The sequence below is a fragment of the Myxococcota bacterium genome (assembly GCA_039030075.1).
Lineage (GTDB): Bacteria > Myxococcota_A > UBA9160 > UBA9160 > SMWR01 > JAHEJV01.
Window position 1 is genome coordinate 104,414 of the sequence record JBCCEW010000011.1, and the last position, 24,300, is coordinate 128,713.

General features: G+C 68.6%; 22 protein-coding genes. 4 read left to right on the plus strand and 18 right to left on the minus strand.

Annotation, left to right across the window (positions count from 1 at the left end; all coding sequences use genetic code 11):
• Complete coding sequence (locus AAF430_13690) at positions 1 to 588, plus strand: hypothetical protein (GenBank protein MEM7411284.1); 588 nt, start codon at positions 1 to 3, stop codon at positions 586 to 588.
• On the opposite strand, the gene AAF430_13695 is transcribed toward AAF430_13690, so the two are convergent.
• The 15 genes from AAF430_13695 to AAF430_13765 all read right to left on the minus strand — a co-directional run bounded on the left by AAF430_13695 (position 543) and on the right by AAF430_13765 (position 17,067).
• Complete coding sequence (locus tag AAF430_13695) at positions 543 to 1,913, minus strand: hypothetical protein (GenBank protein ID MEM7411285.1); 1,371 nt, start codon at positions 1,911 to 1,913, stop codon at positions 543 to 545. The genes AAF430_13690 and AAF430_13695 overlap by 46 nt on opposite strands.
• On the minus strand, positions 1,910 to 2,254 hold the full coding sequence (locus AAF430_13700) for a hypothetical protein (GenBank protein MEM7411286.1): 345 nt from the start codon (positions 2,252 to 2,254) through the stop codon (positions 1,910 to 1,912). Before AAF430_13700 ends, AAF430_13695 begins: the two co-directional genes overlap by 4 nt.
• Positions 2,254 to 2,835: a hypothetical protein gene (locus tag AAF430_13705; protein MEM7411287.1), complete on the minus strand. Its 582-nt coding sequence runs from the start codon at positions 2,833 to 2,835 to the stop codon at positions 2,254 to 2,256. Before AAF430_13705 ends, AAF430_13700 begins: the two co-directional genes overlap by 1 nt.
• Before the next feature lie 4 nt (positions 2,836 to 2,839).
• Positions 2,840 to 3,487 (minus strand): hypothetical protein, encoded by a 648-nt coding sequence (locus tag AAF430_13710; GenBank protein MEM7411288.1) that lies wholly within the window; start codon positions 3,485 to 3,487, stop codon positions 2,840 to 2,842.
• Complete coding sequence (pilM, locus tag AAF430_13715; protein ID MEM7411289.1) at positions 3,484 to 4,563, minus strand: pilus assembly protein PilM; 1,080 nt, start codon at positions 4,561 to 4,563, stop codon at positions 3,484 to 3,486. Before pilM ends, AAF430_13710 begins: the two co-directional genes overlap by 4 nt.
• A gap of 134 nt (positions 4,564 to 4,697) precedes the next feature.
• Positions 4,698 to 5,195, minus strand: coding sequence for a prepilin-type N-terminal cleavage/methylation domain-containing protein (locus AAF430_13720; protein MEM7411290.1), 498 nt, complete (start codon positions 5,193 to 5,195; stop codon positions 4,698 to 4,700).
• Positions 5,196 to 5,330: 135 nt separating this feature from the next.
• Positions 5,331 to 6,455, minus strand: coding sequence for a type II secretion system F family protein (locus AAF430_13725; protein MEM7411291.1), 1,125 nt, complete (start codon positions 6,453 to 6,455; stop codon positions 5,331 to 5,333).
• A gap of 2 nt (positions 6,456 to 6,457) precedes the next feature.
• Entirely contained in the window at positions 6,458 to 8,491 is a 2,034-nt protein-coding gene (locus AAF430_13730) for an ATPase, T2SS/T4P/T4SS family (protein MEM7411292.1), read from the minus strand.
• Complete coding sequence (locus tag AAF430_13735; GenBank protein MEM7411293.1) at positions 8,484 to 9,947, minus strand: HD-GYP domain-containing protein; 1,464 nt, start codon at positions 9,945 to 9,947, stop codon at positions 8,484 to 8,486. The genes AAF430_13730 and AAF430_13735 overlap by 8 nt, the downstream gene beginning before the upstream one ends.
• The gene (locus AAF430_13740) at positions 9,944 to 10,327 is read right to left on the minus strand and encodes a response regulator (protein ID MEM7411294.1); all 384 of its coding nucleotides are present in this window, start codon (positions 10,325 to 10,327) and stop codon (positions 9,944 to 9,946) included. The genes AAF430_13735 and AAF430_13740 overlap by 4 nt, the downstream gene beginning before the upstream one ends.
• The gene (locus AAF430_13745; GenBank protein MEM7411295.1) at positions 10,324 to 12,174 is read right to left on the minus strand and encodes an ATP-binding protein; all 1,851 of its coding nucleotides are present in this window, start codon (positions 12,172 to 12,174) and stop codon (positions 10,324 to 10,326) included. The genes AAF430_13740 and AAF430_13745 overlap by 4 nt, the downstream gene beginning before the upstream one ends.
• 138 nt (positions 12,175 to 12,312) lie before the next feature.
• Positions 12,313 to 15,120: a LamG-like jellyroll fold domain-containing protein gene (locus AAF430_13750; protein MEM7411296.1), complete on the minus strand. Its 2,808-nt coding sequence runs from the start codon at positions 15,118 to 15,120 to the stop codon at positions 12,313 to 12,315.
• Positions 15,117 to 16,040: a prepilin-type N-terminal cleavage/methylation domain-containing protein gene (locus tag AAF430_13755; protein ID MEM7411297.1), complete on the minus strand. Its 924-nt coding sequence runs from the start codon at positions 16,038 to 16,040 to the stop codon at positions 15,117 to 15,119. Before AAF430_13755 ends, AAF430_13750 begins: the two co-directional genes overlap by 4 nt.
• A complete protein-coding gene (locus AAF430_13760) occupies positions 16,037 to 16,495 on the minus strand; it encodes a hypothetical protein (GenBank protein ID MEM7411298.1) in 459 nt (152 codons plus the stop codon). Before AAF430_13760 ends, AAF430_13755 begins: the two co-directional genes overlap by 4 nt.
• Positions 16,492 to 17,067: a prepilin-type N-terminal cleavage/methylation domain-containing protein gene (locus AAF430_13765; GenBank protein ID MEM7411299.1), complete on the minus strand. Its 576-nt coding sequence runs from the start codon at positions 17,065 to 17,067 to the stop codon at positions 16,492 to 16,494. Before AAF430_13765 ends, AAF430_13760 begins: the two co-directional genes overlap by 4 nt.
• Positions 17,068 to 17,192: 125 nt before the next feature.
• Here AAF430_13765 and AAF430_13770 point away from each other — a divergent pair, with 125 nt between their 5' ends.
• Genes AAF430_13770 through AAF430_13780 form a run of 3 tightly spaced genes read left to right on the plus strand, consistent with a single transcriptional unit; the run spans position 17,193 to position 20,760 of the window.
• Positions 17,193 to 18,749, plus strand: coding sequence for a SagB/ThcOx family dehydrogenase (locus tag AAF430_13770; GenBank protein MEM7411300.1), 1,557 nt, complete (start codon positions 17,193 to 17,195; stop codon positions 18,747 to 18,749).
• A 38-nt stretch (positions 18,750 to 18,787) separates the two neighbouring features.
• Entirely contained in the window at positions 18,788 to 20,029 is a 1,242-nt protein-coding gene (locus AAF430_13775; protein ID MEM7411301.1) for an amidohydrolase family protein, read from the plus strand.
• Positions 20,026 to 20,760: a hypothetical protein gene (locus tag AAF430_13780; GenBank protein ID MEM7411302.1), complete on the plus strand. Its 735-nt coding sequence runs from the start codon at positions 20,026 to 20,028 to the stop codon at positions 20,758 to 20,760. Before AAF430_13775 ends, AAF430_13780 begins: the two co-directional genes overlap by 4 nt.
• A gap of 30 nt (positions 20,761 to 20,790) precedes the next feature.
• On the opposite strand, the gene AAF430_13785 is transcribed toward AAF430_13780, so the two are convergent.
• The 3 genes from AAF430_13785 to AAF430_13795 are packed head-to-tail and all read right to left on the minus strand — an operon-like array spanning position 20,791 to position 24,121.
• Positions 20,791 to 21,204, minus strand: coding sequence for a response regulator (locus AAF430_13785; protein ID MEM7411303.1), 414 nt, complete (start codon positions 21,202 to 21,204; stop codon positions 20,791 to 20,793).
• Positions 21,201 to 22,916 (minus strand): ATP-binding protein, encoded by a 1,716-nt coding sequence (locus AAF430_13790; GenBank protein MEM7411304.1) that lies wholly within the window; start codon positions 22,914 to 22,916, stop codon positions 21,201 to 21,203. The genes AAF430_13785 and AAF430_13790 overlap by 4 nt, the downstream gene beginning before the upstream one ends.
• Positions 22,913 to 24,121, minus strand: coding sequence for an ABC transporter substrate-binding protein (locus AAF430_13795; protein MEM7411305.1), 1,209 nt, complete (start codon positions 24,119 to 24,121; stop codon positions 22,913 to 22,915). The genes AAF430_13790 and AAF430_13795 overlap by 4 nt, the downstream gene beginning before the upstream one ends.
• Positions 24,122 to 24,300: the final 179 nt, after the last annotated feature.

Sequence of the window (24,300 nt, forward strand, 5' to 3'; positions counted from 1 at the left end):
GTGCGGCGCCCTGCCCTGCTTCTGCTCGGCGCGCTCCTGTCCCTCGCGATGGCGGGCTGCGTGACGCCGTACATGGCGCGCCACGAGATCGGCTGGAACTCGGCCGAACAGATCTGGGCTGCAGAAGCGAGCCAGGTCCGGGTACGCAACGCCCAGAGCCGCGTCTTCGACACGAGCGACAAGCAGCGCATGCTGCAGACCGTGGTCACGACCTTCCAGGACCTCGACTTCCAGGTCGAAGTCCTCGACACCGAGCTGGGCATCGTCTCGGGGAAGAAGTTCGTCGATCTCGAGCGGCGCGACATGGCCGACTACTTCCTCTACGACACCGAGAAGCTGGTGGTGTTCACGAAGGCGCTCCGCTCCTGGGGACCCTTCTATCACCGCAGCGACCTCGTGCGATTCACCGTGACCGTGCGTGAGCGCAGCGCCACTCAGCTGGTCGTACGCGCCTCGGCCCAGCACTACCTGCGACCCATCGAAGACGCGGAGCCCTATCAGGCCTACTTCCGCACGCTCGAGAGTGCGCGCTTCCTGGAGCGTCAGCGCTCCGAGTCCGAGGCCGGCGCCACCTCACCGTCCTCGTAGCCGCCCAGCGGCACGCCTCCGAGGTCCTGGGTGAGGGGGTTCACGGGGACGACCCGCTCGCTCCGTTCGACGCGCTCATCCGCCAGGTCGCGCTCGCTCCGCTCCGTGCGCTCGACGGCCGCGGGGTGGGCGTCGGCCGAGCGATCCACGATGTGCGCCGTGAGCAGCACGACCGTCTCCGTGTTGACGTCGACGGTCTCGGTTCGCTCGAAGACGCGACCGAAGATCGGGATGTCCATCATGAAGGGAATCCCCGTCCGCGTGTCCGTCTCGTTGTCGCGGATCAACCCGGCGATGAACGCGGTCTGGCCGTCGCGCGCGCGCAAGCGCGTGGTGACTTCGGTCGTGCGCTGCTGCGGGAGGCCGTCGAGGATGAAGCCGTTGCTCACCTCGGGGTGGATGTCCAGGACGATGCGACCGTCGCGGTCGACGGAGGCCGTGAAGCGCAGGATCACGCCGGACTCGAGGAACTCGACGCTCTCGGTCGTGACCTGGTTGATCGTGGTCGTGACCCGGAAGCCCAAGCGATCCCCGATCACGACCTCGGCTTCTTCGTGTTCCACCGCGAGTAGCGTCGGGCTCGACAGCGTACGCACCCGGCCCTTCTCCGTGAGCGCCGTGAGCTGGATCTCGAGATCGCTGGTCATCAGATCGAAGAAGAGGCCCGGCGCGTCGGCGAACGCGAGATCGCGCGCGCCCACGGCGCCCTTCTCGAAGGTCGTCACCCAGTCGACGCCGATGGTCTCGTCCTCGTCGAGCTGCACCTCGAGGATCTTCGCCTCGATGAAGATCAAGCTCGGCTGGCGGTCGACCTCCGCGAGCAGCGCCTCGATCCGACGCTGGAACTCGGGAAGATCCTCGACCACCAGAAGTCGGCGATCGACGAGGACCGTCACCTCGCCGTAGCGCGACAGGTGCTTCTCGACGAGCTCGGCGACCCGCTCGGGATCCGAGTACTCGACCCTGAAGGAGCGGATCTCGGTATTCCCCTGGGCGGAATCGCGGCCGGCTTCCTCCCGCGGGACGATCACGTAGGTCCCGTGGCGTCGCTCGGCCACCTGCCCTGCCGCATCGGCGATGGCGCGAATCGCGCGATCGACGGACACGTCGAAGAGGTTCACCGAGACCGTGGCCTCGACATCCTCGTGGAGGAGCACGTTCACACGCTCGGTGCGCGCGAGCATCTCGAACACTTCCTCGATCGGCGCTTCTCGCACGACGAGCGTCACGCGACCCGGCGCCTGCCGCTCGATCTGGATCGGCTCGGCCCACAGCGCCCCACCGACCCAACACGCGAGCACAAGGATGACGAGGAACCGTCTCATCGCGACCTCGCCGGGGGCGAGACCGAGAGTCGGATCAAGCTCCCCCCATGCTCGAAGACCGCATCCCACTCGCCCACCTCGACGAGTCGGTATCCCCGGGTCGCTTCTCCCACCCGCAGGATCTCCCCACCCAGGTTGGCGAAACCGCCATCGGCGCCGACCAGGGTCGCCTGCAGAACGGGCTGCCAGCCAGGCGCGGGAGCGCGTCCGTAACTGCCGCCCGAAGTCCCCGACTCGGCAGCGAGCGGGCGGAACGGATCGATGTGCAGAGTCGGCGCCTCTTCGGCCCCACTGCCCGAAGCCAGCACGAGTGCGATGCCGATCCATCGACCGCGGCGCATCACGACGCGCGTTCCGTCGGTCGATACGAGGCCAATCGCACACTGAGGCGAACTCCGCCGGCCTCGCCACGAGGCACCAGGCCGAACTCGTTCACGACCAGCGGGCGCAGCTCGACTTCGAGTTCGTTCAACCACGCGAAGAGTGCGAAGAACTCACCCGTCGCTTCCACCTCGTAGATGTGCTCGTCGAAGCTCATCACGCTGCGGCTCGGGCCCGGGTTCACACCGACGAGGTCGACCGCATAGCGGCCCGAGATCGCGTCGAGGCGCTCGATGATGTAGGACTCGGTCTTCTCCGCGGGGAGCTCGGCCAAGCCGCCGAAGAGCCGATCGCGCGCCGCGACGACGTGGGCCTCGGTGTCGACGATCGTCGCGTCGAGACGCGACACCTCGGCACGAATCGATTCGACGCTCACGCTCGGGTCCTGACGCGCCAACGCCTGGAGGCGTGCGAGCGGACCGCGCACGAGCAGCGCGTAGCCGAGCGTCGTGGCGACGGCGACCACACCCAACAGCACGATCCGCCGCTCGCGATCCGAGAGCGCGCCCACCCGCTCGGCTACCCGGGAGAGAAACTCCATGGCGTCAGGCGCCCGTCCGCACGACCACGGCGAGCTCGAAGTCGATTGCGCTCGCGAGGGTCGCGGGGTTGGCGCGGGTCTGCACGACCCGCACGTTCTCGATCAACGGCTCATCGACCAGACGGCTGACGAAACCGGCCAGGGTGGCGTGATCCCGAGCGCGCCCCTGGATCTCCATGTGGGTTTCGAGGCGCCAGGCCCGGTTCTCGCCCTCGCCTTCCTCCTCGAGGGGCACGACCAGGAAGTAGCCCTGTCGCGTGGGCTTCGCGCCGGCGTTCACGACCTGACCGGCCCGGCGGAACGACCAGTCGCGAAAGTGGATTCCCTGGGCGAGCGAACGGTCGACCGCAAAGAAGACCTGCGTGCTCTGTACGCCTCCGCGCAGTCCGTCGAGGATCGTGAGCTGGCGCCGAGAGTGGGCGCGCTCCGCTTCCAGCAGGTCGAGCCGCTGCCGGCGTTCCAAGGCCATCGCCTCGGCGGCATCGAGCGCCTGGATCTCTGCCCTCCGGGACGTCTCCAGGCTACCGATCGCCCAGCGCGTACCCGCGAGGCACACGCCGACGAGCGCCAGCACCAGGGCGGTGAGGCGCAGCGCCGCGCGGCCCCGAAGCCGGGCCCGGTACTCGGTGGGCACGAGGTCGAGCGTGTTCATGCGGCGCTCCCGCGCAGGGCCAAGCCGAGCGCCACCGACAGGTCGCCCTGGGGTTCGGCGATGCCCCCCGGAATCGCACTGGTCGGTTCGAGGACCTCCGTCCGAACCGACAACAACTCTCCGACCCACGCTGCGAGGCCCGGCCAGGACGCGGGACGGCCGAGCAGCAGGACCCGATCGAGCCCGGCTCCCCGGCACTGGGACGCGACGTACACACCGGCACGCTGAATGTCTTCGACGAGCGCCTCGCCGAGCGGCGTCAAGATCTCCGCGACGGCTCTTGCGACCTCGGCATCGGAACCCGGTGCCTGCACGAGATTCTGAGAGGCGTTCGCGCCGCCGAACCCGAAGCGGTCGAGAATCTCCGACGCGGTCCTCCGGTCGACCTCCAGGCCCTTCGAGAGAGCCGCGAGGAAGGCGTCCTCGCCCAGGTCGATCGTGCGGAAGAGCACGAGGCGCCGACCCGACTGCACGAGCAGGTCGCTGCGTGTCGGGAGGACGCGGATCGCCACCACGGTCTCGCGTTCGCCGAGGAAGCCGGTCTCGGAGAGCAGGCGATGCAGCGCCAGCGGCGGAATCTCGAGCGCTTCGACGTCGAGGCCGCTCGCATGGAGGTTCTCGAGGTGGCGGAGCGCGACGCGCTTCGGAGCGACTGCGGCCAACACGGAGCGTTCGGCCTGGTTCTCCGTGGCCGCGCGCAGCGTCAGGTAGTCGACCACGTAGTTCTCGATCGACTCTTCGACGCGCTCGTCGATCAGATTCAACACCGTCTCCGACTCGTCCGTCGCCTCTTCGGGCTCGAAGTTCAAGACCAACAAGCGCGTGCGTTCCTCGGGCAACACGGTGACGACCCGACGGCCGCGGCAACCCGCCTCGCGAAGCAGCCCCTTCAGCTCGGACGGATCGGCGAGCTCGGCGTCCGAACGCCGCTCGAAGACCCCTCCCACATGGAGACCCTTGCGCTGCTCCCCATGGACCTGCGCGACGCGTACCTCGTGGGGCGTCACCTCGAGTCCGATCGGGCCGTACTCCGCCCCGTGAGCGGGACGGCGCAGCCAGCGCGGCGGCCAACTCACGGACGCCGGCCTTGGTGGGATGACATCGGGTTCGCTTCCGAAGACTCGGGGCGCGATGCCCGCTCTACCGGCCCCACCCGAGGGTCGGCTCCCGTCTGGCGCACGACAGCAGCGCTCCGGTCGAACGCCGTGGATCAGCGATCGTCGTAGCCGGTGTGGTTCATCACCAGCTGACCGGTGACGGTATCGAAGAGCCATCCCCCGGTGGTGCCTGCGGAGGCCAGCGGCAATGAGCCCGTGGTCACGATCGCGACGGTCGCGACGTTGTTGATCGGGTCCGGTGGCATGCTGCTTCGCGTGAGATAGGGGCCGTAGATGTGCGTCGCCGTCTGCGTCGCGTTCGATGCCCCGTCGGCGTTCGTGAACGTCGTGAGCTGGGTGATGAACGCCGCCTCGCTGCCCGCCGCGTTCGTGCCATCGCCGTTCGCGCCGGGGAACTCACCGTGCTGCTGGTTGTAGAGAGCCACCGCGGCGCGCAGGTTCCGAAGATTCGAATCCAGCGCGGCGAGCTTCGCGTCGTCGGTCGTCGCAACGAACTGCGGAACGACGATCGCCGCCAGGATCGCCAGGATGATCACGACGATCAGAAGTTCGACCAGCGTGAAGCCCTTTCGAACGGCTGCGCTTCGCATCTGCATTCTCCCCATCTTCGAAGCCGCCGCCCGAGACCTCTGCGAGTGGCGTTTCAATCTGAAATGTCCCGTGCTTCCCGAGACTTGGATCGTTTTGTGATTCGGAGCACAGCAGCACTAACTTGATACAGCGAACTACCGAACCGTCGTCGACAGCTTGAAGATCGGCAGGATCAGCGAGCTGACGATGATCCCGACGACGACGCCCATCACCGCGAGCATCATGGGCTCGATCAGCTTCGAGATCACGTTCAGCTTCCGCTTCCATTCGCGTTCGTAGAAGTCGGCCATGCGCCCCATCACGGTCGCCAACTCACCGGATTCCTCGCCCGTCTCGATCATCTGGGCAACCAACGGAGGGACGAAGTCAGCCTCGGTGAATCCGACGGCAACGCCTCGACCCTCCTGAACCGAGCTCTCCAGTCCGAGCACGAAGCTTCGGAACTCGGGGCTCCCGACGACGTCGCGACAGGAGCGCAGGGCTTCGAGCATGGGAACGCCGTTGGCGAGGCCGAGGCTCATGACGTGCATGAACTGGACGAGTCGGTAGAGAACGGCGAGTTCGCGCACGACGGGGAGCCGCGTGAGCGCGCGATCGGCCCAGCGCTTCCCGGCCGGTCGCGTCAGCGCTTGCCATGCGACGACCGAGAGACCCACGCTCGCCACCAGGAACGCCCATGCGTGCTGACGCAGCGCCTCGCTGGCGCCCATCAGCCAGCGCGTCGTCACCGGGAGCTGGTCCCAGATGAGGACGAACATCTCGCCGAACTTCGGGAACACGACGATCAGGACGAAGCCCACGACGGCAACGGAGAACAGGGCCAGGAACGCCGGGTACGAGAACGCCGAGAACAGGGTCGAACGCAGCTCCTGGCGCTTCTCGTCGAGGTCGCGGAGACGCTCGAGCACTTCGGACAGGAAGCCACCGCTCTCACCGGCGGCGACGACGCTCACGAACGAAGGCGGAAAGGACTCGGGGTTTCGCGCGAGCGCCTGGGAGAAGCTCAGCCCGCCCTCGACGCCCTCCTGGAGGTCGCGAATCACGCTCTCCATACCGCCGTGGCCCGCCTGCTCTTCGAGCGCGCGCAAGCTCGCGTGGAGGCCGTTCCCCGTCCCGAGCAGCAGCGCGAGGCGCTCGGTGAAGAAGATGCGATCGCGATCCGTCACGCGCTCGGACGTGAGCTCGATGGATCCGATCTCGCGGAGCCGGTCACCCCAGTCCGTGCTGGAGCGCGCTGCTTGGGCACGTTCGATCGGCACGGCTAGGTGTTCACCACCCGCAGCACCTCCTCGACGGTCGTCTCGCCTTCGATGGCCCGCTGGATGCCGTCGCGCTGGAGCGTGGTGACCTGGTGTTCGTCGCGGTAGGCGTCGAGCTCGGTGCGCGTCGGGTTCTCGAGGATCAGGCGCTGCAGCGCATCGTCGGCGATCAGCACCTCGTGGATCCCGCGGCGGCCTCGGTAGCCCGAGTCATAGCAATGGCTGCAGCCGCGGCCCCGGTACAGGGTCAGCTGTCCCTCGTGGTCGACGCCGTAGGCGTCCAAGGCACCCGCCGGCGCCGCATAGCTCGTCGTGCACTTCGGACAGACGCGGCGCACAAGACGCTGGGCCACCACGCCGATCAGGGCAGACGAGAGCAGGAAGGGCTCGACCCCCATCTCGAGCATCCGGGTGATGGCGCCGAGAGAGTCGTTCGTGTGGAGCGTCGAGATCACCAGGTGACCCGTCAACGCGGCCTGGACCGCGATCTCCGCCGTCTCCTGTTCGCGGATCTCGCCGACCATGATGACGTCGGGGTCCTGTCGCAACACGTGCTTCAGGATCTTCGCGAAGGAGAGGCCGATGTTCTCGCGGACCTGGTTCTGCGAGATCGCATCGATCTGGTACTCGACGGGATCTTCGATGGTGACGATGTTCTTCTCGTCGCTGGCGATGTGGTTGACGCCCGCGTAGAGCGTGGTCGTCTTCCCGCTGCCGGTCGGACCCGTGACCAGGATGAGGCCGTAGCTGCGCGCGAGGAGCGCCACCAGGCCCTCTTCGTTGGTGTTCGAGAAGCCGAGCCGCGAGATCTCGAGGATCGACTCGTTCTTGTCGAGCACCCGCAGCACGATCTTCTCGCCGTAGATCCCGGGCAGGGAGCTGAAGCGCAGATCCACGCTTCGACCGCCGGTGACCACCTGGATGCGACCGTCCTGCGGGAGTCGGCGCTCCGCGATGTCGAGCTTCGCCATCACCTTCAGGCGCGACACCAGGGCGGGGTGGATCTCGATCCCTGGCGACATCACCGGGTAGAGAACGCCGTCGACGCGGAAGCGGATCCGACACTTGCTGCGCGCCGGCTCGATGTGGATGTCGCTCGCACGATCCTTGATCGCGCGCTGGATGATTCCGTTGATCAGGTTGATGACGGGGTTGCCCTCCGCCATCTGGTCGATCAGGTCCTCGTCCTCGGGCTCGTGACTCTCGACGAGCTCGATGTCTCCTTCGAGATCGCCGACGTACTGGGCGAGGTCGTCGACCTCACCATACGCGTCGTCCGTCGCCTTCTCGACGTCCGTCGCCGTGGCCAGCACCGGCTTCACCCGCAGGCCCGTCAGATCCTCGACCGCGTCGGCCGTCGGAATCGACTGGGGGTTCGGGGTGGCGATGAAGAGGTTCTCGCGGACCCGGAAGAGCGGCAGCACCCCGAGCCGTTTCGCAACGGCCACCTCGAGGAGACGGGCCGCCGCCGCGTCGTAGAGTCCCGCGCGCAGACGCACGAGGGGCAGGGCCAGCTGCTCGGAAAGGGCCGAGAGCAGATCCGCTTCGGAGAGCCAGCCTTCTTCGACCATCACCTCGGCCATGCGCCGACCCGTGTTCGCCTGGATCTCGAGTGCCGCCTCGACCTGCGCCTCTTCCACGTGGCCCCGCGCCACCAGGATCTCCCCGATCCGCGCGCCGACCAGGCGTTCTCCGCCGGGTTCGGGCGCATCGCTCCCCGTGGACGCCGAGAGCACCTCGAGCTCACCCGAGAGACCGGTGAGATCCAGCACTTCGCCGATCACCTGGTTCGGGTGGGCGAGGCGCAGGCGGCCACCGATCCGGCTGAGCGTCTCGTGCGCTTCGGCGAGCGCTTCGAGCGCCGCGCTGTTGACGACGGACACTTCCGAGAGATCCACCACGAGCTGCATCTCGCCGCGCGCGATCGATTCCGACAGCTCGCGTTCCAGCGCTGCGATCGCCTCGGGACGATCGAGGGGCCCGGTCGGGAACAGATGCGAGAGCGAACCGATGCGTGAGCGTGTGATCTCACCCATCGGAGAGGTCGAATTCCGACGCCTTGCTCGCCACCACCTGTTCGAAGACCTCGACCAGACGCGGATCCAGCTGGTTGCCCGCCGCCTCCCGGATGACCTTCATCGCGTCCCCGTGCGACGTCGCGGCCCGATACGAGCGCGAGCTGGTCAGCGCGTCGTAGGTATCCGCGATCGAAACCACCCGCGCTTCGACCGGGATCTGCTCGCCCGACAAACCCTTCGGGTAGCCGTTGCCGTCGAAGCGCTCGTGGTGGTGACGCGCCGCGCGGAGCGAAGCTTCTCCGAGATACTCGATGTGCCGCAGGATCTCGTAGCTGCGCTCGGCGTGGGTCTTGATCATCGTGTATTCGTCGTCGTCGAGCTTGCCGGCCTTGCAGATGATCGCGTCCGGGATCCCGATCTTGCCGATGTCGTGGAGCAGGGCTCCCCAAGAAACGCCCTCGACCGTCTCGGCGTGGAGGTCCGCTGCCATGGCCAGGGAGACGGATCCTTTCTGGACGCGCTCCGAGTGGCCGCGTGTGTACGGGTCCTTCGCCTCGATGGCCTCGATGAGAGACGCCGCGATCTGCTCTCCGAAGCGCTGCAGTGAGCCCAGGACTCCCTGGTTCTCGATCATGATGGCCGTCTGGCTTGCGATCGCCGCGCAGAGGTTGCGGTCCCCGTTGGTGAACTCGGGCTGATCGCACTGTCGCATCACGACGAGCATGGCCGCGTCACGCCCAGATCGCGTCGCCGGACACGCGAGCATGCGATACGGCATGTTGGCGAGGAGATACTGCCGACGCGGGTCCTTCTCGTCGTTCAGCACCACGGGTGCGCCACCCTGCACGGCGAAGCGGTACAGATCGCCGCGCATTGCGGTCAGCAGCAGGTCGAGGTTCGGCGTCGCCCGGGTCGGGTGCTTCGCGACGATGGGCGCCTTGCGCTCGGCGATGACCAGCGCGGCCAGGTCGATCTCGAGCCGGGAAACGAGATTCTCGAGCAGGGCTTGTGCGGCTGCGGTTCCCCCGTCGAACGTGCGCGAATGGGAGTCCATCGAGTAGAGGAGGTTCAGCTCCTCGTAGCGGAGGCTCAGTTCCTCGGCGAGCGAATCCGCCTCGAGCCCCAGCTCGAGACGCTCGCTGAGCTCCCGGGCGACGTCCTCCAGAACCCCGTGGATCCGTTCGTTCTCCGTCGCATCGATCGGAGCCGACAAGTGAAGCACGAGCCACCCGAGCGACTGCAGCTCGGCGGGGATCTCGACCGCGACGGCATGATGATCGGCGCAGACCCGGGTCAGGTCGCCCCCGTCGGCGAGATGCTCCCCGAGCTGGCGGAGCGCCGCGAACCCCTCTCGCGAGGATGCCCAGCGGACGTTTCCCGCGGCATCCACATGCGCGACGACGCTGGGGCCACGTGCAATCGCCGCGAGGATGCGCGCCGGGCGCTCGAAGAGCTTCGCAGGGATCTTCGTCATGTCGTCGGCGCCGCCTGGGTTTCGAGGCGGGCGGCGATCCGCGCGAGCAGATGGCGCAGGCTCACCGGCTTCTCGAGCCGCTCGACGTTCTCGATCTCGTCGAGCCTCGCATCCGAGCGGCCCGTCACCACGAAGATCATGAGTGGATGGGGCGGCGGATCATCGGCCAAGGTCCAGCAGAGCTGGTCTCCGCTCATCTGAGGCATCTCGATGTCCGTGACCAGGACGTCGAACGGGCGCGCGCGCAGCGCCTCGAGCGCCGCGACGCCGTTCGAGGCCTCCTCCACGACGTAGCCCGCCCGCTCGAGCGACAAGCGAACGACCCGGCGGATCGGCGCTTCGTCGTCGGCGACCAGCACGCGGCGCACGGTTTCGCTCATGCTTCGGTGCGCTTCCGGAGGGAGATGGTGAACTCGGAGCCCTCTCCCGGTCGCGACTGCACCGAGATGCGCCCGCCGTGGAGTTCGACGATCCGCTCGGTCAGGGCCAGCCCCAGTCCGTGCCCGCCCCGCTTCTGGACCTCGGGATCACTCGACCGGAAGAACTTCTCGAAGACGTGCTCGAGCTCCTCTTCCGCAATCCCGATCCCTCCGTCGCGCACCCGGATCTCGTAGCGCGTTCCGACATCCTCACCGTGGACGGCGACTTCGCCGCCGTCCCGGTTGTACTTGATCGCGTTGGTCAGGAGGTTGTTGACGGCGACGCGGAGCAGATCCTTGTCCACGAAGAGCACGCCGCCGTCCGCGGGGGCGTGCACCGTGAACGAGATCGATCGCTTCGCCGCGCTGCGGGACACGGCCTCGACGCAGTCGGCGAGGAAGTCAGGAACCCGGAGGCGTTGGCGATCGACCGCGAGGGTCCCGGCTTCGATCTGCGAGATGCTGAGCAGCGACCGAACCAGCGAGTCCAGCCGTTCGACCTCGTCGCGAATGACGTTCGAGGCTTCGATGCGGAACTCCTCCGAGGCCGCCTCGGCGTCCAGGAGCGACTCGCCGTACATCGACATGACGTGCAGGGGAGACTTCAGCTCGTGCGCCACGTGGGCGACGAACTCTCCCTGGGTCCGCTGGGAAGCCCGCGACTCACTGACGTCGCGAAACGTCACCAGCGTGCCGACCCCGGCCGCGGATCCGTCGGCGCCGCCGATCAGATGCCGTTCGATCTCGAAGCGACGCGGGCCCAGCGACGTCTCGAACTCGAACTCCCCCCGCTCCGGGCTGTGGGCCCCTCCCGAGCGCACCGCGCGCGTCAAGAAGCCGAGCAGCTCCGCGTGGGAACACCAGTCGGCCGCGGGACGACCCACGAAGTCTTCGGCGTCCAGGCCGATCGCAGGGCCGAGCTGCGGCGTCGCGAAGATCGGCGTGCCCGTCGGGTCGAGTACGAGGGTCGGATCCGGCAGGGCTCCGAGCACCGCCTCGATACGCGACTGCTGGTAGGCCACCACCTTCGAGGACGCCAGGATGCCCGTGCGCTCCTCCTCCAACTCGCGGACCCGCGCCCGCGCGAGCTCCATGAACTCGTTGAAGCCCCGGATGAACTGACCGACTTCGCCCTGTGCCTGGAGCTCGACCGTATCGAAGCGGCGTGCCTCGACGAGCCCCCGCATCTCCTCAGTGACGGCGGCGATCGGGCGCAGGCCGCGGCGAAACGCCAGGTACGAGAGGGGCGCGAGCAGGAAGACCGGCAGCGCGAACGCGGCCAGCTCGGAAGCCTCGGAGAGGAGCATCCCCGCGCCGGGCTCGAAGAAGGCCACCCGAAGCTCGGCCACGCGTTCGCCCCGGTCGATCACCGGCGCGAAGAACTCGCGGACGACGCCGCGTCCGACCGCGGGTGTGACGAGTCGCTCGCCGATCCAGGCCGCCACTTCCGTCTGGGCAGGCGCCACCGCCGGCGCAACGCCGGGGGCCGCGACCTGGTCGAGGGGGCTGCCGTCCAGTCGGGCGAGGAGCACGTAGGCGAAGTCCGGGTTCGTTTGGCTGTTGCGCACCAGCTCCAGGGGCCCGCTGGCGCCCCCCGAGCCCGTCAGGCTGTCGTAGGGCAGCTGTGACAGCAGCCGCGCCAGGCTGACCCCCTGCGCGCGGTTGCGCTCGGAGCGGGCTTCGAGTTCCGAGTGGAAGTGGAGCGCACAAATGACCAGCGCGACCGCGAGGGGAGCGAGCACCAGGGCCAGCCCCACACTCCCAGCGACCGCGGCTCGCGGTGACTCCGTACCTGCTTCGGACGCCAACGTTCGACTCTCCCGGATCCCGCGACTCGTGCACGCAACTGACCGAAGCGAACGCACTTTCGCGGCCCCCTCTTCGTCGGTGACCGCGCCTCTTCACTTGATCAGCTGACTCATATCCGTGTCAGTCGAATCGCTGACTCATCGGCCCCCGCAACCCTCCAGAACGATGCGCACGTCATCGATCATGAGTTCGTCCTGACCTCCGAGTGTGGGCGAGCTCAGAAAGCGGATCCGGGTTTCACTCGACAAGTACGGGGTGAGATCGACCTTGTGGCCGGTATACGAAGAATCGGTGCCCGGCCCCTGAAAGCGCATCAACTCGGTCCAGCTCGCACCGCCATCGTCGGAAGCGTCCAGGGTCACGTAGTCGCTGGTGCCGTCGAGGCCGTCGCGGCGGGTCGAGAAGCCCAACGTGGCCGACGTCCCGGCCGACAGATCTGCCTCGCGCTGGACGCCCTCGCCACCGCCATCGTTGTCGCGCACGCGGAGGTGGTAGAAGCTGTCGTCGTTCCGGACGCGGATGTCGCCGCTCGAAGCGCCGTTGCTCTCGTTGATCTCCAGCCAGTCCGTCGCCCATAAAAGCGTCCCGTCGTCGCCGGAGAAGGACACCGCGTTGAACTCGTCCAGGAACTCACCGCAATCGCCGGACCCGCCGCCTCCTCCGCCGGGTGCACCGCCCGCAGCGAGCGCGGCGACCTCGTCGTCGGGCAGGGCGACGCCGTAGAGCCGCACGTCGTCGAGGGCGCCACCGAGGTACTTCGAGGACTCCCAGTTCGCTCCTAGCTGGAGATCTACAGTGTTCGGCGTGAGCGAGCCGAACCCCACTTCCTGAAGGACCCGGACGCCGTCGAGATACATCCGGACGTCGCCGGTCCCTTCGTCGAAGCTCGCTGCAACATGCACCCATTCGCCGACCGCGACCGTACCGACCGGTGAGTGGAAGGACCCGCCGGCACCGAACCAGAGGGCGCCGCTCTGGACGGCCAGCCAGTAGCTCCCGTTGCTGCCGTTCGGCTCCTTGCTGAGGATGCGATGCGTTGCGGTTGCGGAATCGATCCAGACCCACGCGGCGATGGTCACCGCGCTCAGGTTGAAGGCGTCGTCGTGAGGCACGACCACGCGATCGTCCAGGCCGTCGAAGCCGAGGGAGCCATCGACCGCGCCTGTGGCGGACCAGCTCGGGCCTCCGTCGAGCTTGCCGTCATGCCCTCCGGCGGAGTCGACCGCGCGCCCCCCGCTGCCGTCGTCCAACATCCAGTGGGCGATCGGCGTCGACCCGGCCGGGACCGGCGGCCCGGGATCGCCCCGCACGTGCACAGCCGAGATGCGCTCCCCGCTGTCTTCGAAGGCGCTGTCGCCGGCGAAGTAGAGCGTCGCGACGTCCAGGACGGGATCGTATTTGACCGCGTCCGAGCGCCCGAAGGAGAGCCCGCCGAGCGTCTCGTCGTCGTCGACCGCGAGCAGGTAACTGCCGTCTTCCAGGGCATGCAAGCCGCGGACGTCCTCGTCGAGGCCGATCGCATCGCCCTCCAACAGGAGCGTGGCGATTCGACTCACCGGGTCGTACTGCACCAGATCGTTGTCTTCGAAGGAGAGCCCGCCCAGGGTCGCGTCGCCGCCGGTCGAGAGGATCAGCCAACCGTTCGAGAGGACGTGGACCGCGTCGATGTCTTCGTTGCCCGTGAAGTGGTCGTCGCCTTCGAAGAAGAGGGTGGCCACTCCCGAACCGGGGTCGTAGGCGACGAGGTCGTGGGGCTCGATGTCGATGCCCTCGACCTCGCTGTCGTCCTCCGCAGAGAGCACGAGACGCCCGTCTTCGAGTACGTGAAACGCATTCACGGACTCATCGAGATCCACGTCGTCACCCTCGAAGAAGAGCGATGTGCCGTTCACGGGGTCCGACTCCACGACATCCCGGTCACGGAAAGCGACGCCCGACAGCTCGGCGGACCCGTCGGTCGAGAGCAGCAGGGGGTTTCCGATGGGTGTGCCGCTGCATACCGATCCACACTCGCAGGCGAAGCCGACGAGCAGCTCCGGGATCACCCCATTGTTCTCGTCGCTGCTGTCGAACTCGTTGTCGCCGGTGCCGGTGTCGTCCGGGGACTGCAGGAGCATCCCGTAGTTCGGTTGCCCTTCTTCGAGCCACTCGCGCACCAGCGGGGTCACGTCGACCGCCTTCGGTCCGGTTCCGTCGAACACGAAGGAGGCCGAGGGTGTGGCGTCGAAGGTGCCCCCTTCGTTGGCCCACGGTGTCGATCCGTCGCGGGTCTGCCAGGTCGCGCCGGCTTCCGTCCAGCTCTCGCGCAGACGGTGGACGGTGACGGTGTCCGTCGAGGAATGCTTCGACGCCTCGAGGCGCAACACCGCCGAGACCACGTGGATCGGGTCGGGCAAGCCCGTGAAATCGAACTCGATGAGGATTCGATCCTTCCGGTCGGGCTGGGCGTTGATGCGTAGCGCCTTGTCGGTCTCCTTGTTGTGGTCGAGGTGACCGTTCTGGCCCTCGATGAAGGTGTCCTTGCCGTCGCTGGGCGCCAGCGTCACGGCCACGGCGGCGTCCAGGTCGAAGATGGGTTGCCCGCTCCGCTCCACCACGGAGCGCGCCGCCGAGGCCAGCTGGCCCGTCGCCACCAGGCGCACGGGGGAACCGGAGGCGGGGTCGAAGGTCACCTCGTAGCTATGGGAACCGAAGGCCGTGGGGCCCAGCGCGTAGTTCGCGCACGCGCTCCGGTTCGCGAGCCAGCGCGCATGGGCCAGGCCGGCCTCGGCCACCAGCCCGGCGGCCTCGGTTTCGGAGGCGCGGGCACTCGCATCCGCACCGACCGCCCCCTCCGTGGCCACCAGGAACGACACCGCGCCGAGCACCGTGATTAGCAGCGCGACCGGCCACAGCAGATAGCCGACACGCCGCCGGGAGTGGGCTCCACGCGCGCGCGCGCTCATCCATCCGCCCCGGCGACGCGCACCCTTCGCTGCACGGTCACCGTCGTCGGGTCGCTGCCGAGCTCCAGCAGCACGTCGACGACCGTGGCCCGCAGGCCGTCGCGGGGCAGCCGCTCCACGCGGAATCGAACCACCGGGCTCGCGATCGTGCGCTCGGTGTAGTCCGTGCCATCGGTGGGGTCGAGATCCGGGTGCCGCTCGATCAGATCCTGACCGCTCACGAAGTACGCGACGACGTCGTACCAGTCTTCGTCGCTCGTGCCGTCCTCGTCGTCGTCGGCCACGTCGCCTTCGTCGACGCTGCCATCCCCGTCGTCGTCGACCCCCGCGACGCCGGGCGCGCCGTCTCCGTTCATGTCGGCAGGCGGGTCCTCGTCGATGCTGCCGTCTCCGTCGTCGTCGAGGCCGTTGATCGGATCCTCGTCGCGAACGAACCCGGTCTCGTCGTCGTCCCGGCTCCCCGCGAACGAGACGTCGGTGATCCCACTGTTGTCGTCGTCGATCCCGCGGACGCCAGGGCGTGCGTCATTGGTACTGTCGCCGGGCAGGTCCTCGTCCACGAGGCCATCGCCGTCGTTGTCCGCGTCGGCGATCCCGTCCTGATCGAGGTCCAGACTCGGATCGAGGCTGACGGCGAGCAGACCGGGCTCGATGATCGACTCGCTGTTCCCGGTGGAGGGATCCTCGTCGAGGGGCACGAGCAGCACCTGCGACCCCCGGATCGCGCGGGCGATGCGGTCCATCGCGAACTCGGCCTGGGCCGCCAGGTCGTTGCGGACGCGCGTGTCCTCGGACGCCGCCAGCGTGGTCTGGACGACGCCGATCAGGCCGCCGACGAGCACGGCGGCGATCGCCACCGCGGCGAGGAGCTCCACGAGCGTGAAACCATGGGCACCGCGCCGCTGGCCGCTGCCCGTCATCGTCGCGTCAGCGTGGTGAGAACGTGCACGCTGTTCTCGATCGCCACCGAGACCCAGACGAGATCCTCGTCGACGTCGGTAAACGGATCACCGTCGCCATCCGCATCGTCGCCGTCGTATCGGGACAGGAAGACCAGCCGGCGCTGGGGCGTGCCCGGTGCGTCCGAGTAGCTGCTCGCCGTCGATGGATCGCCCACCGCGAGCGCCTCGGCGTCGAGGTCGGCGAACGGCTGGGCGAGCACCTCTTCCATGCGGGAGGCCGCGCGAAGCCGGCCCTCGAGGCTGTCGTGTCGAACCGCCGACCCGCGCATCCCGACGGAGAGCCCCTCGAGCATCGGAACCAACGCGATCGCCACGAGCACGGTCGCGATCAGGACTTCGACATAGCCGAGACCCGACTCGCGACGCCTCCGCTCGGCGATCCGTGAGGCCCCCGTCTTCCTTCCTCGATTCACGGCAGCGACACCCGTCCGGTCACGCCATCGATCGCGATCCGCCGGGTGTGGCCCGCCAGGGTCAGATCGATCGTCGCGGTCTGGAGCAGCACCGACCAGGGATCACCGCACCGAGGCGCCCCGCGACCCTCGAAGCCGAGCCGCAGGGGTGCGGTGCAACTCGCGGTCCAGGTGGGGGTCGCGACGATGCCGATGTCGCGCATCGACGCGTCGGCTTCCAGAGCCACGTCGTAGAGCCGCCCCGAGAGCGGATCGACGACGTCGAAGATGGGAGTGGGCGGGTTCGTGGCGGCGTCGCCACGGAAGACGCGCAGGCGGCGCTGGACGGTGTCGACCTCGACACCGAAGGGCGCGTCGGTGCGCAGCGACTCGTCTCGCGCGAAGCGGATCGCGCGGGCAAAGGACTCGGTGGCGCGCTCCAGCGCGAAGGGGGCGGTGGGCGCAGCAGCCGGGAGCGCCACCCAAGCGGCGACGCCGAGTATCAGTACGACGGTCACGATCTCGACGAGCGTGAAGCCCTGGTTTCCCCGCCTCGCGCACTCCGAGGCACCCCGTGCTGTCCCGCTCGTCATCCCCCGTGGTTCGTCGCGCCGCGTGCGCGACTCGATCCCGCGAACTACCGAGGCGCTCCCTGCGTGAAAGCGCGGCAGGGTGAGGCAAGGGTGGGGGTCCCGTCGATCTCGCCTACCCTCTTCGCGTGGCGAACACGGATCGTCGCGGCTTCTTCCGCTTCTCGGCAGGCGTGCTCGCGGCCCTGGGTGTCCGCCCGGCCCACGCCGAAGAGACCGAGACTGCCCTCGCGATCCACCGGGCCACGCGCAACACCGAGCTCGGCGCGATCGGCGCGCGCATCCGCCGCTGGCGCGGCCCGCTGCAGGCCTGGAAGCCCTACCCGGGAAAGCCGCGCGTCGCCCTGCCCGTTCCCGAGGCCACCGGCGGTCGTGGCCTCGAAGCCCTGGTCGCCGCCTTCACCCCGGACGCGGGCTTTGCACCCACGACCGTCTCCCTCGGCGCGGTTTCCCAGCTGCTCTTCCTGGCGAACGGCGTCACCCAACCCGGGCCCGCGCCGCTGCGGGCCGCCCCGTCGGCGGGTGCGCTCTACGCGGGTGAGCTGTACCTCGTCGCAGAGCGGGTGCGCGGACTCGAGGCGGGCGTCTACTCCTATGCACCGCTCTCGGGCGAACTGGTGCGCCTGCGTTCCGGGAAGTTCCTCGGCGAGGTGGCCGGAGCGGTCGAGGTCCCGGGCGATCGATCGGAAGCGGCGCTGGCCGTCGCGATCACGAACGTCTTCGCGCGCTACCAGGTCCGGTATGCGAACCGCGGCTATCGCTACGCGTTGATCGATGCGGGTCACATCGGCGAGAACCTGCGGCTCGCCGCCGCAGAACTGGGCCTCCACGAGACCGGCCCGCTGCGTTTCGAGGACGATCACCTGAACGCGCTGCTCGGAATCGACGGACGCAAGGAGGCGGTCTGCGACCTCCACTTCGTCGGTGCCCCGGGCGCGGGCGGAAGCGCTCGGCCCGCGCCGCGGCCGCTCGTCGAGCATCAGTGGAGCACCGAACGTCCCGAAGGGGGCGCGTCGGGCGCAACGGCCCCCGAGCGCTACCACACGGCGACGAAGCTGGTGCCCCGCGGCGGTGCGAGCGGCGGGGCCGCCCCTGCCTCGGGCGCTTCCGCAACAAGACCGGCGAACGCGCGCCGGGGTCCGCGCGCGCCCCTGACCCTGCGCGCCGCGATCCGGGCACGGCGCTCGGCGAGTGCGTTCGACGCGGCACCGGTGCCGCGCGAGAAGCTCGTGCGACTGCTCTCGATCGCCCAGGACAACCCGAGCCTCCAGCGCTGCATCGGGCTGGACCTCTACGTGGTCGCACACCGGGTCGAACACACGCCGCCGGGCCTGTACCGCTACGCACCGGGTACCCAGGCGCTCGAACCCCACCGCCGCGAAGCGCTCTCCGAACCCCTCGTCGAAGCCACCCTCGGCCAGGAGCGATCGGGGCAGGCGGGGCTCGCCGTGGTGGGGGTCGCCCGGCTGGGCGAGGCCGTCGCGCGGGAAGGCGAGCGCAGCTATCGCCACCTCCTGCTCGAGGCCGGCGCGACCGCCCAGCGCGTCTACCTGGCGGCCGAAGCGCTGGGCCTCGCCGCTCGCAACCTCGCCGCCTTCTACGACGACGCCCTCGACGCCTTGCTCGGCCTCGACGGCACCCGCGAGGTCGCGGTGCACCTGACGGCGGTGGGACTGGGACGCTGAAATCACGTCGTCGGGGGCTTTGTTAGAGTGGCGCAGCCATGAACCAGACCCCCTACACGCTGATCACCGCGGATACCCACGCCGGCGGAAGCCACGCCCAGTACCGCGAATACCTCGACCCGAAGTACCGCGAAGCCTTCGACGAATGGCGCGGTGGCTACAAGAACCCGGCCCAGCAGCACTACGGCGTGAAGAAGATGCGCAACTGGGACCTCGACATCCGCAACGGCGACCAGAACAGCCAGGGTGTCGTGGGGGAAGTGGTCTTCCCGAACACGGTGCCGCCCTTCTACAAGAAGAGCATCGTGACCACCCAGCCGCCGAAGCCCGCCGAGTACGAGCAGTGCCTGGCTGGGATTCGCGCCCACAACCGCTGGCTCGTCGACTTCTGCAACGAAGATCCGGATCGCCGGGCGGGCATCGGCCTGATCCTGCCCAACGATCTCGACGAAGCGGTGAAGGACATCGAGTTCATCGCCAAGTCGGGTCTGCGCGGCGGCGTCCTGCTGCCGCTGATCCCCGAGGACTGTCACTGGCTGAAGCCGCTCTACCACCGTGACTGGGACAAGGTGTTCGCTGCGATCCAGGACTGCGACCTCGTCATGAACCAGCACTCGGGGCAGGGCTCCCCCGACTACGGCAAGGGCATGGTGGCCGAGGCGATCTGGATCTCGGAGGTCCAGTTCTTCTGTCGGCGCGGCTTCGCGCACCTCATCATGAGCGGCGTCTACGAGCGCTTCCCCAAGCTTCGCTACATCCTCACCGAGAGCGGCTGCTCCTGGGCGCCGGCGATGCTCGCCCAGCTCGATCGCGTTCACGGCGGCATGCAGGCGGGCATGATGGGCGAAATGCACTACGGCGACGGCGAATGGGGCCTGAAGCAGAAGCCGAGCGAGTACGCGCGCCAGCACTGCTGGTACGGCGCGAGCTTCCCCAGCAAGTTCGAGCTCCAGGGCATGCAGGAGGTCGGCGCCGAGCGGGTGCTCTGGGGCAACGACTATCCGCACTACGAAGGGACCTTCCCCTACAACCTCGAATCCCTGCGGCTCACCTTCGCCGACATCTCCGAGGAGCACCGGCGCATGCTCTTCGCCGAGAACGCGGCGGCGCTCTACGACTTCGACCTCGACAAGCTGAAGCCGCTGGCCGAGAAGCACGGCCCGACACCTGCGCAGATCGATGAGCCCTTGCCGCTCGGCGACATCCCGCGCGACTCGAACTGCTACCTCTTCCAGACCGCGCTGCGCGAAGCGCGAGAGCAGTCCGCGGCCAAGGCGTGACGCGTGCGCGAGCCGGGTGTGCGCGCCGCGTCCCGCGCCTGCGGCGGCGACGCGGCTGGCTCCTCGCGGCGCTCGGCGGCGTCGGGCTCGCCTGCGCGAGCCCGGTGACGGTCCAGAGCACGACGCCCGACCCACCGATCGAGATCGACGGCGCCTACGACGACTGGCAGGGTCGCTTCACCCGCATCCAGGGAAAGCGCAGCGCCGGGATCGGTGTCGCCCACGATGACGACCAGGTCGTCTTGGCACTGGTCACGCGCGACTTGATCCTCTCGGCCATGCTGCAGCGCGGCGGATTCACGCTGTGGTTCGACCCGGAAGGGGGCGACGAACCCGCGCTGGGCTTGCGCATCGCGCCGCACGAGGTGCCGCTCGAGGAAGCCGTCACGCCCAGCCTCGAGATCGTCTTCGACGGCTCGGAGTACGGCCACCAGCTCGCCGAGATCGCCCCCGACGGGCCGGTCGCCTTGCGCGCGGCGAAGCACAGTGACGTCCTCGCCTACGAGTTTCGGGTCGCGCGCGGCACGGCGCTCGTCCCCGGCGGACGGCGTAGCAACCGCTTCCGCTTCGACCCGGGCCCGCTGCTCGGCCTGGGTCTCGACGTCAACCCGCCCCAGGCGCTGCCTCCGAGCGCGGGCGGCGGGCCGTTCGGGGGTCAGGGACGCGGTGCGGCCCCCGAAGCCGTGCGTCTCTGGCTACGCGTCGACCTCGCGCCGGGAGCTGCGCGGTAAGGTCGAACCGGGTGCGACTCGGCACCGGCCTCAGAACGACCGACCGAGCTGCGCCACGACCTGCGCGAACTCCCCCCAGCGAACCGGCTTCGAGAGGAACGACGCACAACCCAGGGCGTAGCAGGCTTCAACGTCCACGTCCGCCTGGGAGGTGGTGAGCACGACGATCGGGACGCCGGTGAACCCGAGTGCCTGCATCGCTTCGAGGAGCTCGATCCCGTTCATCCGCGGCATGTTCAGGTCGAGGAGGATCAGGTCCGGCCCGGCTACTTCGCTCGCGTTGGCGTAGTCGCCCCGGCGTCGCAGATAGTCGAGCGCTTCTTCGCCACCCTCGACCTCCTCGAGGTGCGCGCGAAGACCGCCGCCGACGAGCGCGCGCCGCGTCAGCTCGCGATCGGCAGCGTCGTCGTCGACGAGCAGCACCGTCGCCGGGCGCGCACTCACGCCTCCCCCTCGTCGAGGGATTCGCGCACCGCGGGGATCACGAAGGCGAAGGTCGCCCCTCCTCCCAGCGTCGTCTCCACCCAGATCCGACCGTGGTGCACCTCGACGACGCGCTTGCAGATGGCGAGGCCGATGCCGGTCCCGGAGTAGCTGGACTTCGAGTGGAGCCGCTCGAACATGCCGAACACGCGGTCGAAGTACTTCTGCTCGATCCCGATCCCGCGATCGCGGACCCGAATCGTGACTTCTTCCGCCGTCGAGCGCGCCTCGATCCGGATGTCGGGGGGCTGCTCCCCGCTGAACTTGATCGCGTTCGAAAGCAGGTTCTGGAAGAGCTGCTGCAGATAGCGGCGGTGTCCGGGCACGCTGGGCAGCGGCTCGACCACCTCGATGCGGGCGCCGGATTCGTTCGCCCGCTGCGCCAGGTCTTCGAGCACGACCGACACGGTCTCGGAGAGGTTCACCATCGTCGGCTCGGACTTCGTGCGTCCGATCTGGGAGAAGTCGAGCAAGTCCCGAATGAGCTCTCCCATGCGCACCGCCCCATCCCGGACGATGCCGAGGATCCGCACCCCTTCGTCACTCAGCTCGGCGGCGTGCTCCTCACAGAGGATCTCGGAGAACGCGGAGATCTTTCGCAGCGGCTCCTGCAGATCGTGCGATGCGACATACGCGAAGCGCTCGAGCTCCTGGTTCCGCGCCGCGAGTTCGGCCGTCCGACGCTCGACCCTTCGCTCCAGGTTGCGGTTGGCGCCGTCCAGCCAACGCTGCGACTCGGCGAGTCGTGCGAGGAGTGCAGAGAAAGTGCGGACCAAAGCGTCCGTCTCCCGGAATGGCTGCCGGCGCAGGCGCAGGGGCGTGGGCTTTGCCGGATCGATTCGGGAGATCGCCGCCACCAGCTGCCGGATCGGAGTCGCGAGGAAGCTCCGCAGGCTCGCGTGCAGCAGACCGAGACTCCCCAAGAACATCGCCAGGAAGGTGACGAGGATGGTCGTCTCGAAGCCCGACAGGGCTGCATCGAGCCGCGAGAGGTCGGGCCCGTAGTGGAGGGAGAGGGGACTGTCCGAGAACGAGACCGCGCTGTCGACCTGCGCCGCGCCGCTTCGGAACAACACCGCGTCCCCGAGCCGGAGCTCCAGGCCACCCGAGCGAATCGAGGGCAGCTGATCCGTCAGGGCTCCAATCGGCACCGTCGCGATGATCACGCCTTCCGGAAATCCCGTCCGACCGATCGGGGCACCGACCGAGAGCCACGCGGCCGCTCCGGTTCGGTGCGCAAGAACGAAGCTGGCCCGAAGGCCGTCGAGGATCTCCGCGACGACTCCGGAGTGAGGGAAGACAACGGCCGGCTCCCCCAGCCGCTGGTAGAGTTCGCCGCCCTCGAAGTCGAGCACCGTGAATTGAACGGGGCGGCCGTCCCAGTTCGTGTGGTCCAGGTAGCGCCGCATCTCACGGATGCGGAAGCCGGGCTGCATGACGCCCTGGATCAGCTCGGGAACGGTACCGAGATCCTTCACCCGCGAGACGATCCGCGACTCCCAGTGTCGAACCGATTCCTCGAGTTGCGCGAGGCCCTCCTGGGCCTGGTGCTGACGCTCGGACGCCGCGAACTCCCGCAGCTCCGTGTGCGCGAAGAACAGGGCCGAGCCGAAGCTGCCCGCGAAGATCGCGATGGTCGCCACCACGATCAGGCTGACGAGCGAGGGTTTCATGGATGCGGCTGCGCCGGCACGTTCGACAGCAGCTCGATCGATCCGTCCCTCGCGAAGGAACCCATGCGCAGGTCGTCGAGACCCAGGGCTTCGTGCGCATCCGGGTCCCCGTCGACCCGCGGGCGGAAGGGGTTCTGGTAGGCCTTGATCAGGCCGGGAACCGGACCCGCGACCTGCTCCAGCGCGTCACGGAGCAGGCGTCGGTCTCTCTCGATCTCGCCCGTCCAGGGGAGATCGCGTGTGGCCGCGACCAGGATCTGCATGAGATCGAAGGCGTGAATGAAGCCAGTCGCCGCGGGCATCCGACGCGGGTCGGGCTCGAGCTCGGGGTACAGCCGTCGCGCAACGCCCAGCACCTCGCGGACACGCGGGGAGCTCTCCGACAGGAACGAGAAGCAGGTCTGGATGACCTTGAGGTCGAGCTCCGCGATCCGGTCCGGCCCCAGATCTGCCACGAACGTTCCGCCGGTGATTCCCCAGTGACTTCGGATCGGAAGTCGTTCTTCCGGGGGCGACTGCAAGATCGCACGCGCGAAGCTCGTCCCTTCTTCTGCGTTCGCGACGAGGAAGATGACGTCGGCGCCGGAGTCGGTCGCATCCTCGATCAGTTCGGAGGCCGTCAGGACGCCCGTCCCCCAGCCGAAGCGGTGCACGCCCGCGACCTCGCCGCCCGCCTGCTTCACGGCGAGGCTCATCGTTCGCAGGTTGGAATCGCCCCAGCCCGTGTTCTCGAGGATCAGGAAGGGACGGCGAAAGCCCTCGAGCCGGATGGCCGAACGCGCGATCGCGTGGCCCGCTTTCGTGTCGTCGACCGAGAGGCGGAAGATCCAACCGGGGGGCGCGCCCCGGGTGATCGGGCCCGCCGCGGCCCAAGGGACCAGCACTGGGATCGCGCGTTCGTGGATCCGATCCCGCAGCGCGAGCAGCGGCGGCGAGTGCATCCCGCCGAAGACGATGAGACCCTGGGGATCGGCGTGGAACTCTTCGAGATGACGCAAGCTTCGCGCCGTGTTCGCGCGGTGATCCCGCACCACCAGCTCGACGGGTCGGCCGCCCAGCTTCCCGTCTTCGAGGGCGAGCGCGGTGCGGATGCCGCGCTCGATGGCGCGTCCCGCCTCCTTCGAGCCCCCGGTCTGGGAGGCATCGAGGTAGATCCGGACCGGCGTTTCGAGGGATTCCGCGCCGCTCGGCGGGGCGGCAAGCACGAATCCCAGCGTCGCGAGCAGGAGCAGCTGGCCAGCCCGAGGACGACCGCGAGGTCGGCCAGAACCCTCCCTCTGCGTACACCGGATCGACGGGAAACGGGGATCCATAGAGGGCCCATCGGCCCGGGCACACCGGCTGACGATCGAGTCTATTGCGGCCCGCGGATCGGGCGAAGGAC

Bases quoted from the DNA above. Each gene is read 5' to 3' on its own strand.
- AAF430_13735 (MEM7411293.1), bottom strand. From the start codon at position 9,947: ATGACGAAGATCCCTGCGAAGCTCTTCGAGCGCCCGGCGCGCATCCTC.
- AAF430_13730 (MEM7411292.1), bottom strand. From the start codon at position 8,491: ATGGGTGAGATCACACGCTCACGCATCGGTTCGCTCTCGCATCTGTTC.
- AAF430_13755 (MEM7411297.1), bottom strand. From the start codon at position 16,040: ATGACGGGCAGCGGCCAGCGGCGCGGTGCCCATGGTTTCACGCTCGTG.
- AAF430_13740 (MEM7411294.1), bottom strand. From the start codon at position 10,327: ATGAGCGAAACCGTGCGCCGCGTGCTGGTCGCCGACGACGAAGCGCCG.
- AAF430_13700 (MEM7411286.1), bottom strand. From the start codon at position 2,254: ATGCGCCGCGGTCGATGGATCGGCATCGCACTCGTGCTGGCTTCGGGC.
- AAF430_13750 (MEM7411296.1), bottom strand. From the start codon at position 15,120: ATGAGCGCGCGCGCGCGTGGAGCCCACTCCCGGCGGCGTGTCGGCTAT.
- AAF430_13790 (MEM7411304.1), bottom strand. From the start codon at position 22,916: ATGAAACCCTCGCTCGTCAGCCTGATCGTGGTGGCGACCATCGCGATC.
- AAF430_13705 (MEM7411287.1), bottom strand. From the start codon at position 2,835: ATGGAGTTTCTCTCCCGGGTAGCCGAGCGGGTGGGCGCGCTCTCGGAT.
- AAF430_13695 (MEM7411285.1), bottom strand. From the start codon at position 1,913: ATGAGACGGTTCCTCGTCATCCTTGTGCTCGCGTGTTGGGTCGGTGGG.
- AAF430_13765 (MEM7411299.1), bottom strand. From the start codon at position 17,067: ATGACGAGCGGGACAGCACGGGGTGCCTCGGAGTGCGCGAGGCGGGGA.
- AAF430_13775 (MEM7411301.1), top strand. From the start codon at position 18,788: ATGAACCAGACCCCCTACACGCTGATCACCGCGGATACCCACGCCGGC.
- AAF430_13710 (MEM7411288.1), bottom strand. From the start codon at position 3,487: ATGAACACGCTCGACCTCGTGCCCACCGAGTACCGGGCCCGGCTTCGG.
- AAF430_13720 (MEM7411290.1), bottom strand. From the start codon at position 5,195: ATGCGAAGCGCAGCCGTTCGAAAGGGCTTCACGCTGGTCGAACTTCTG.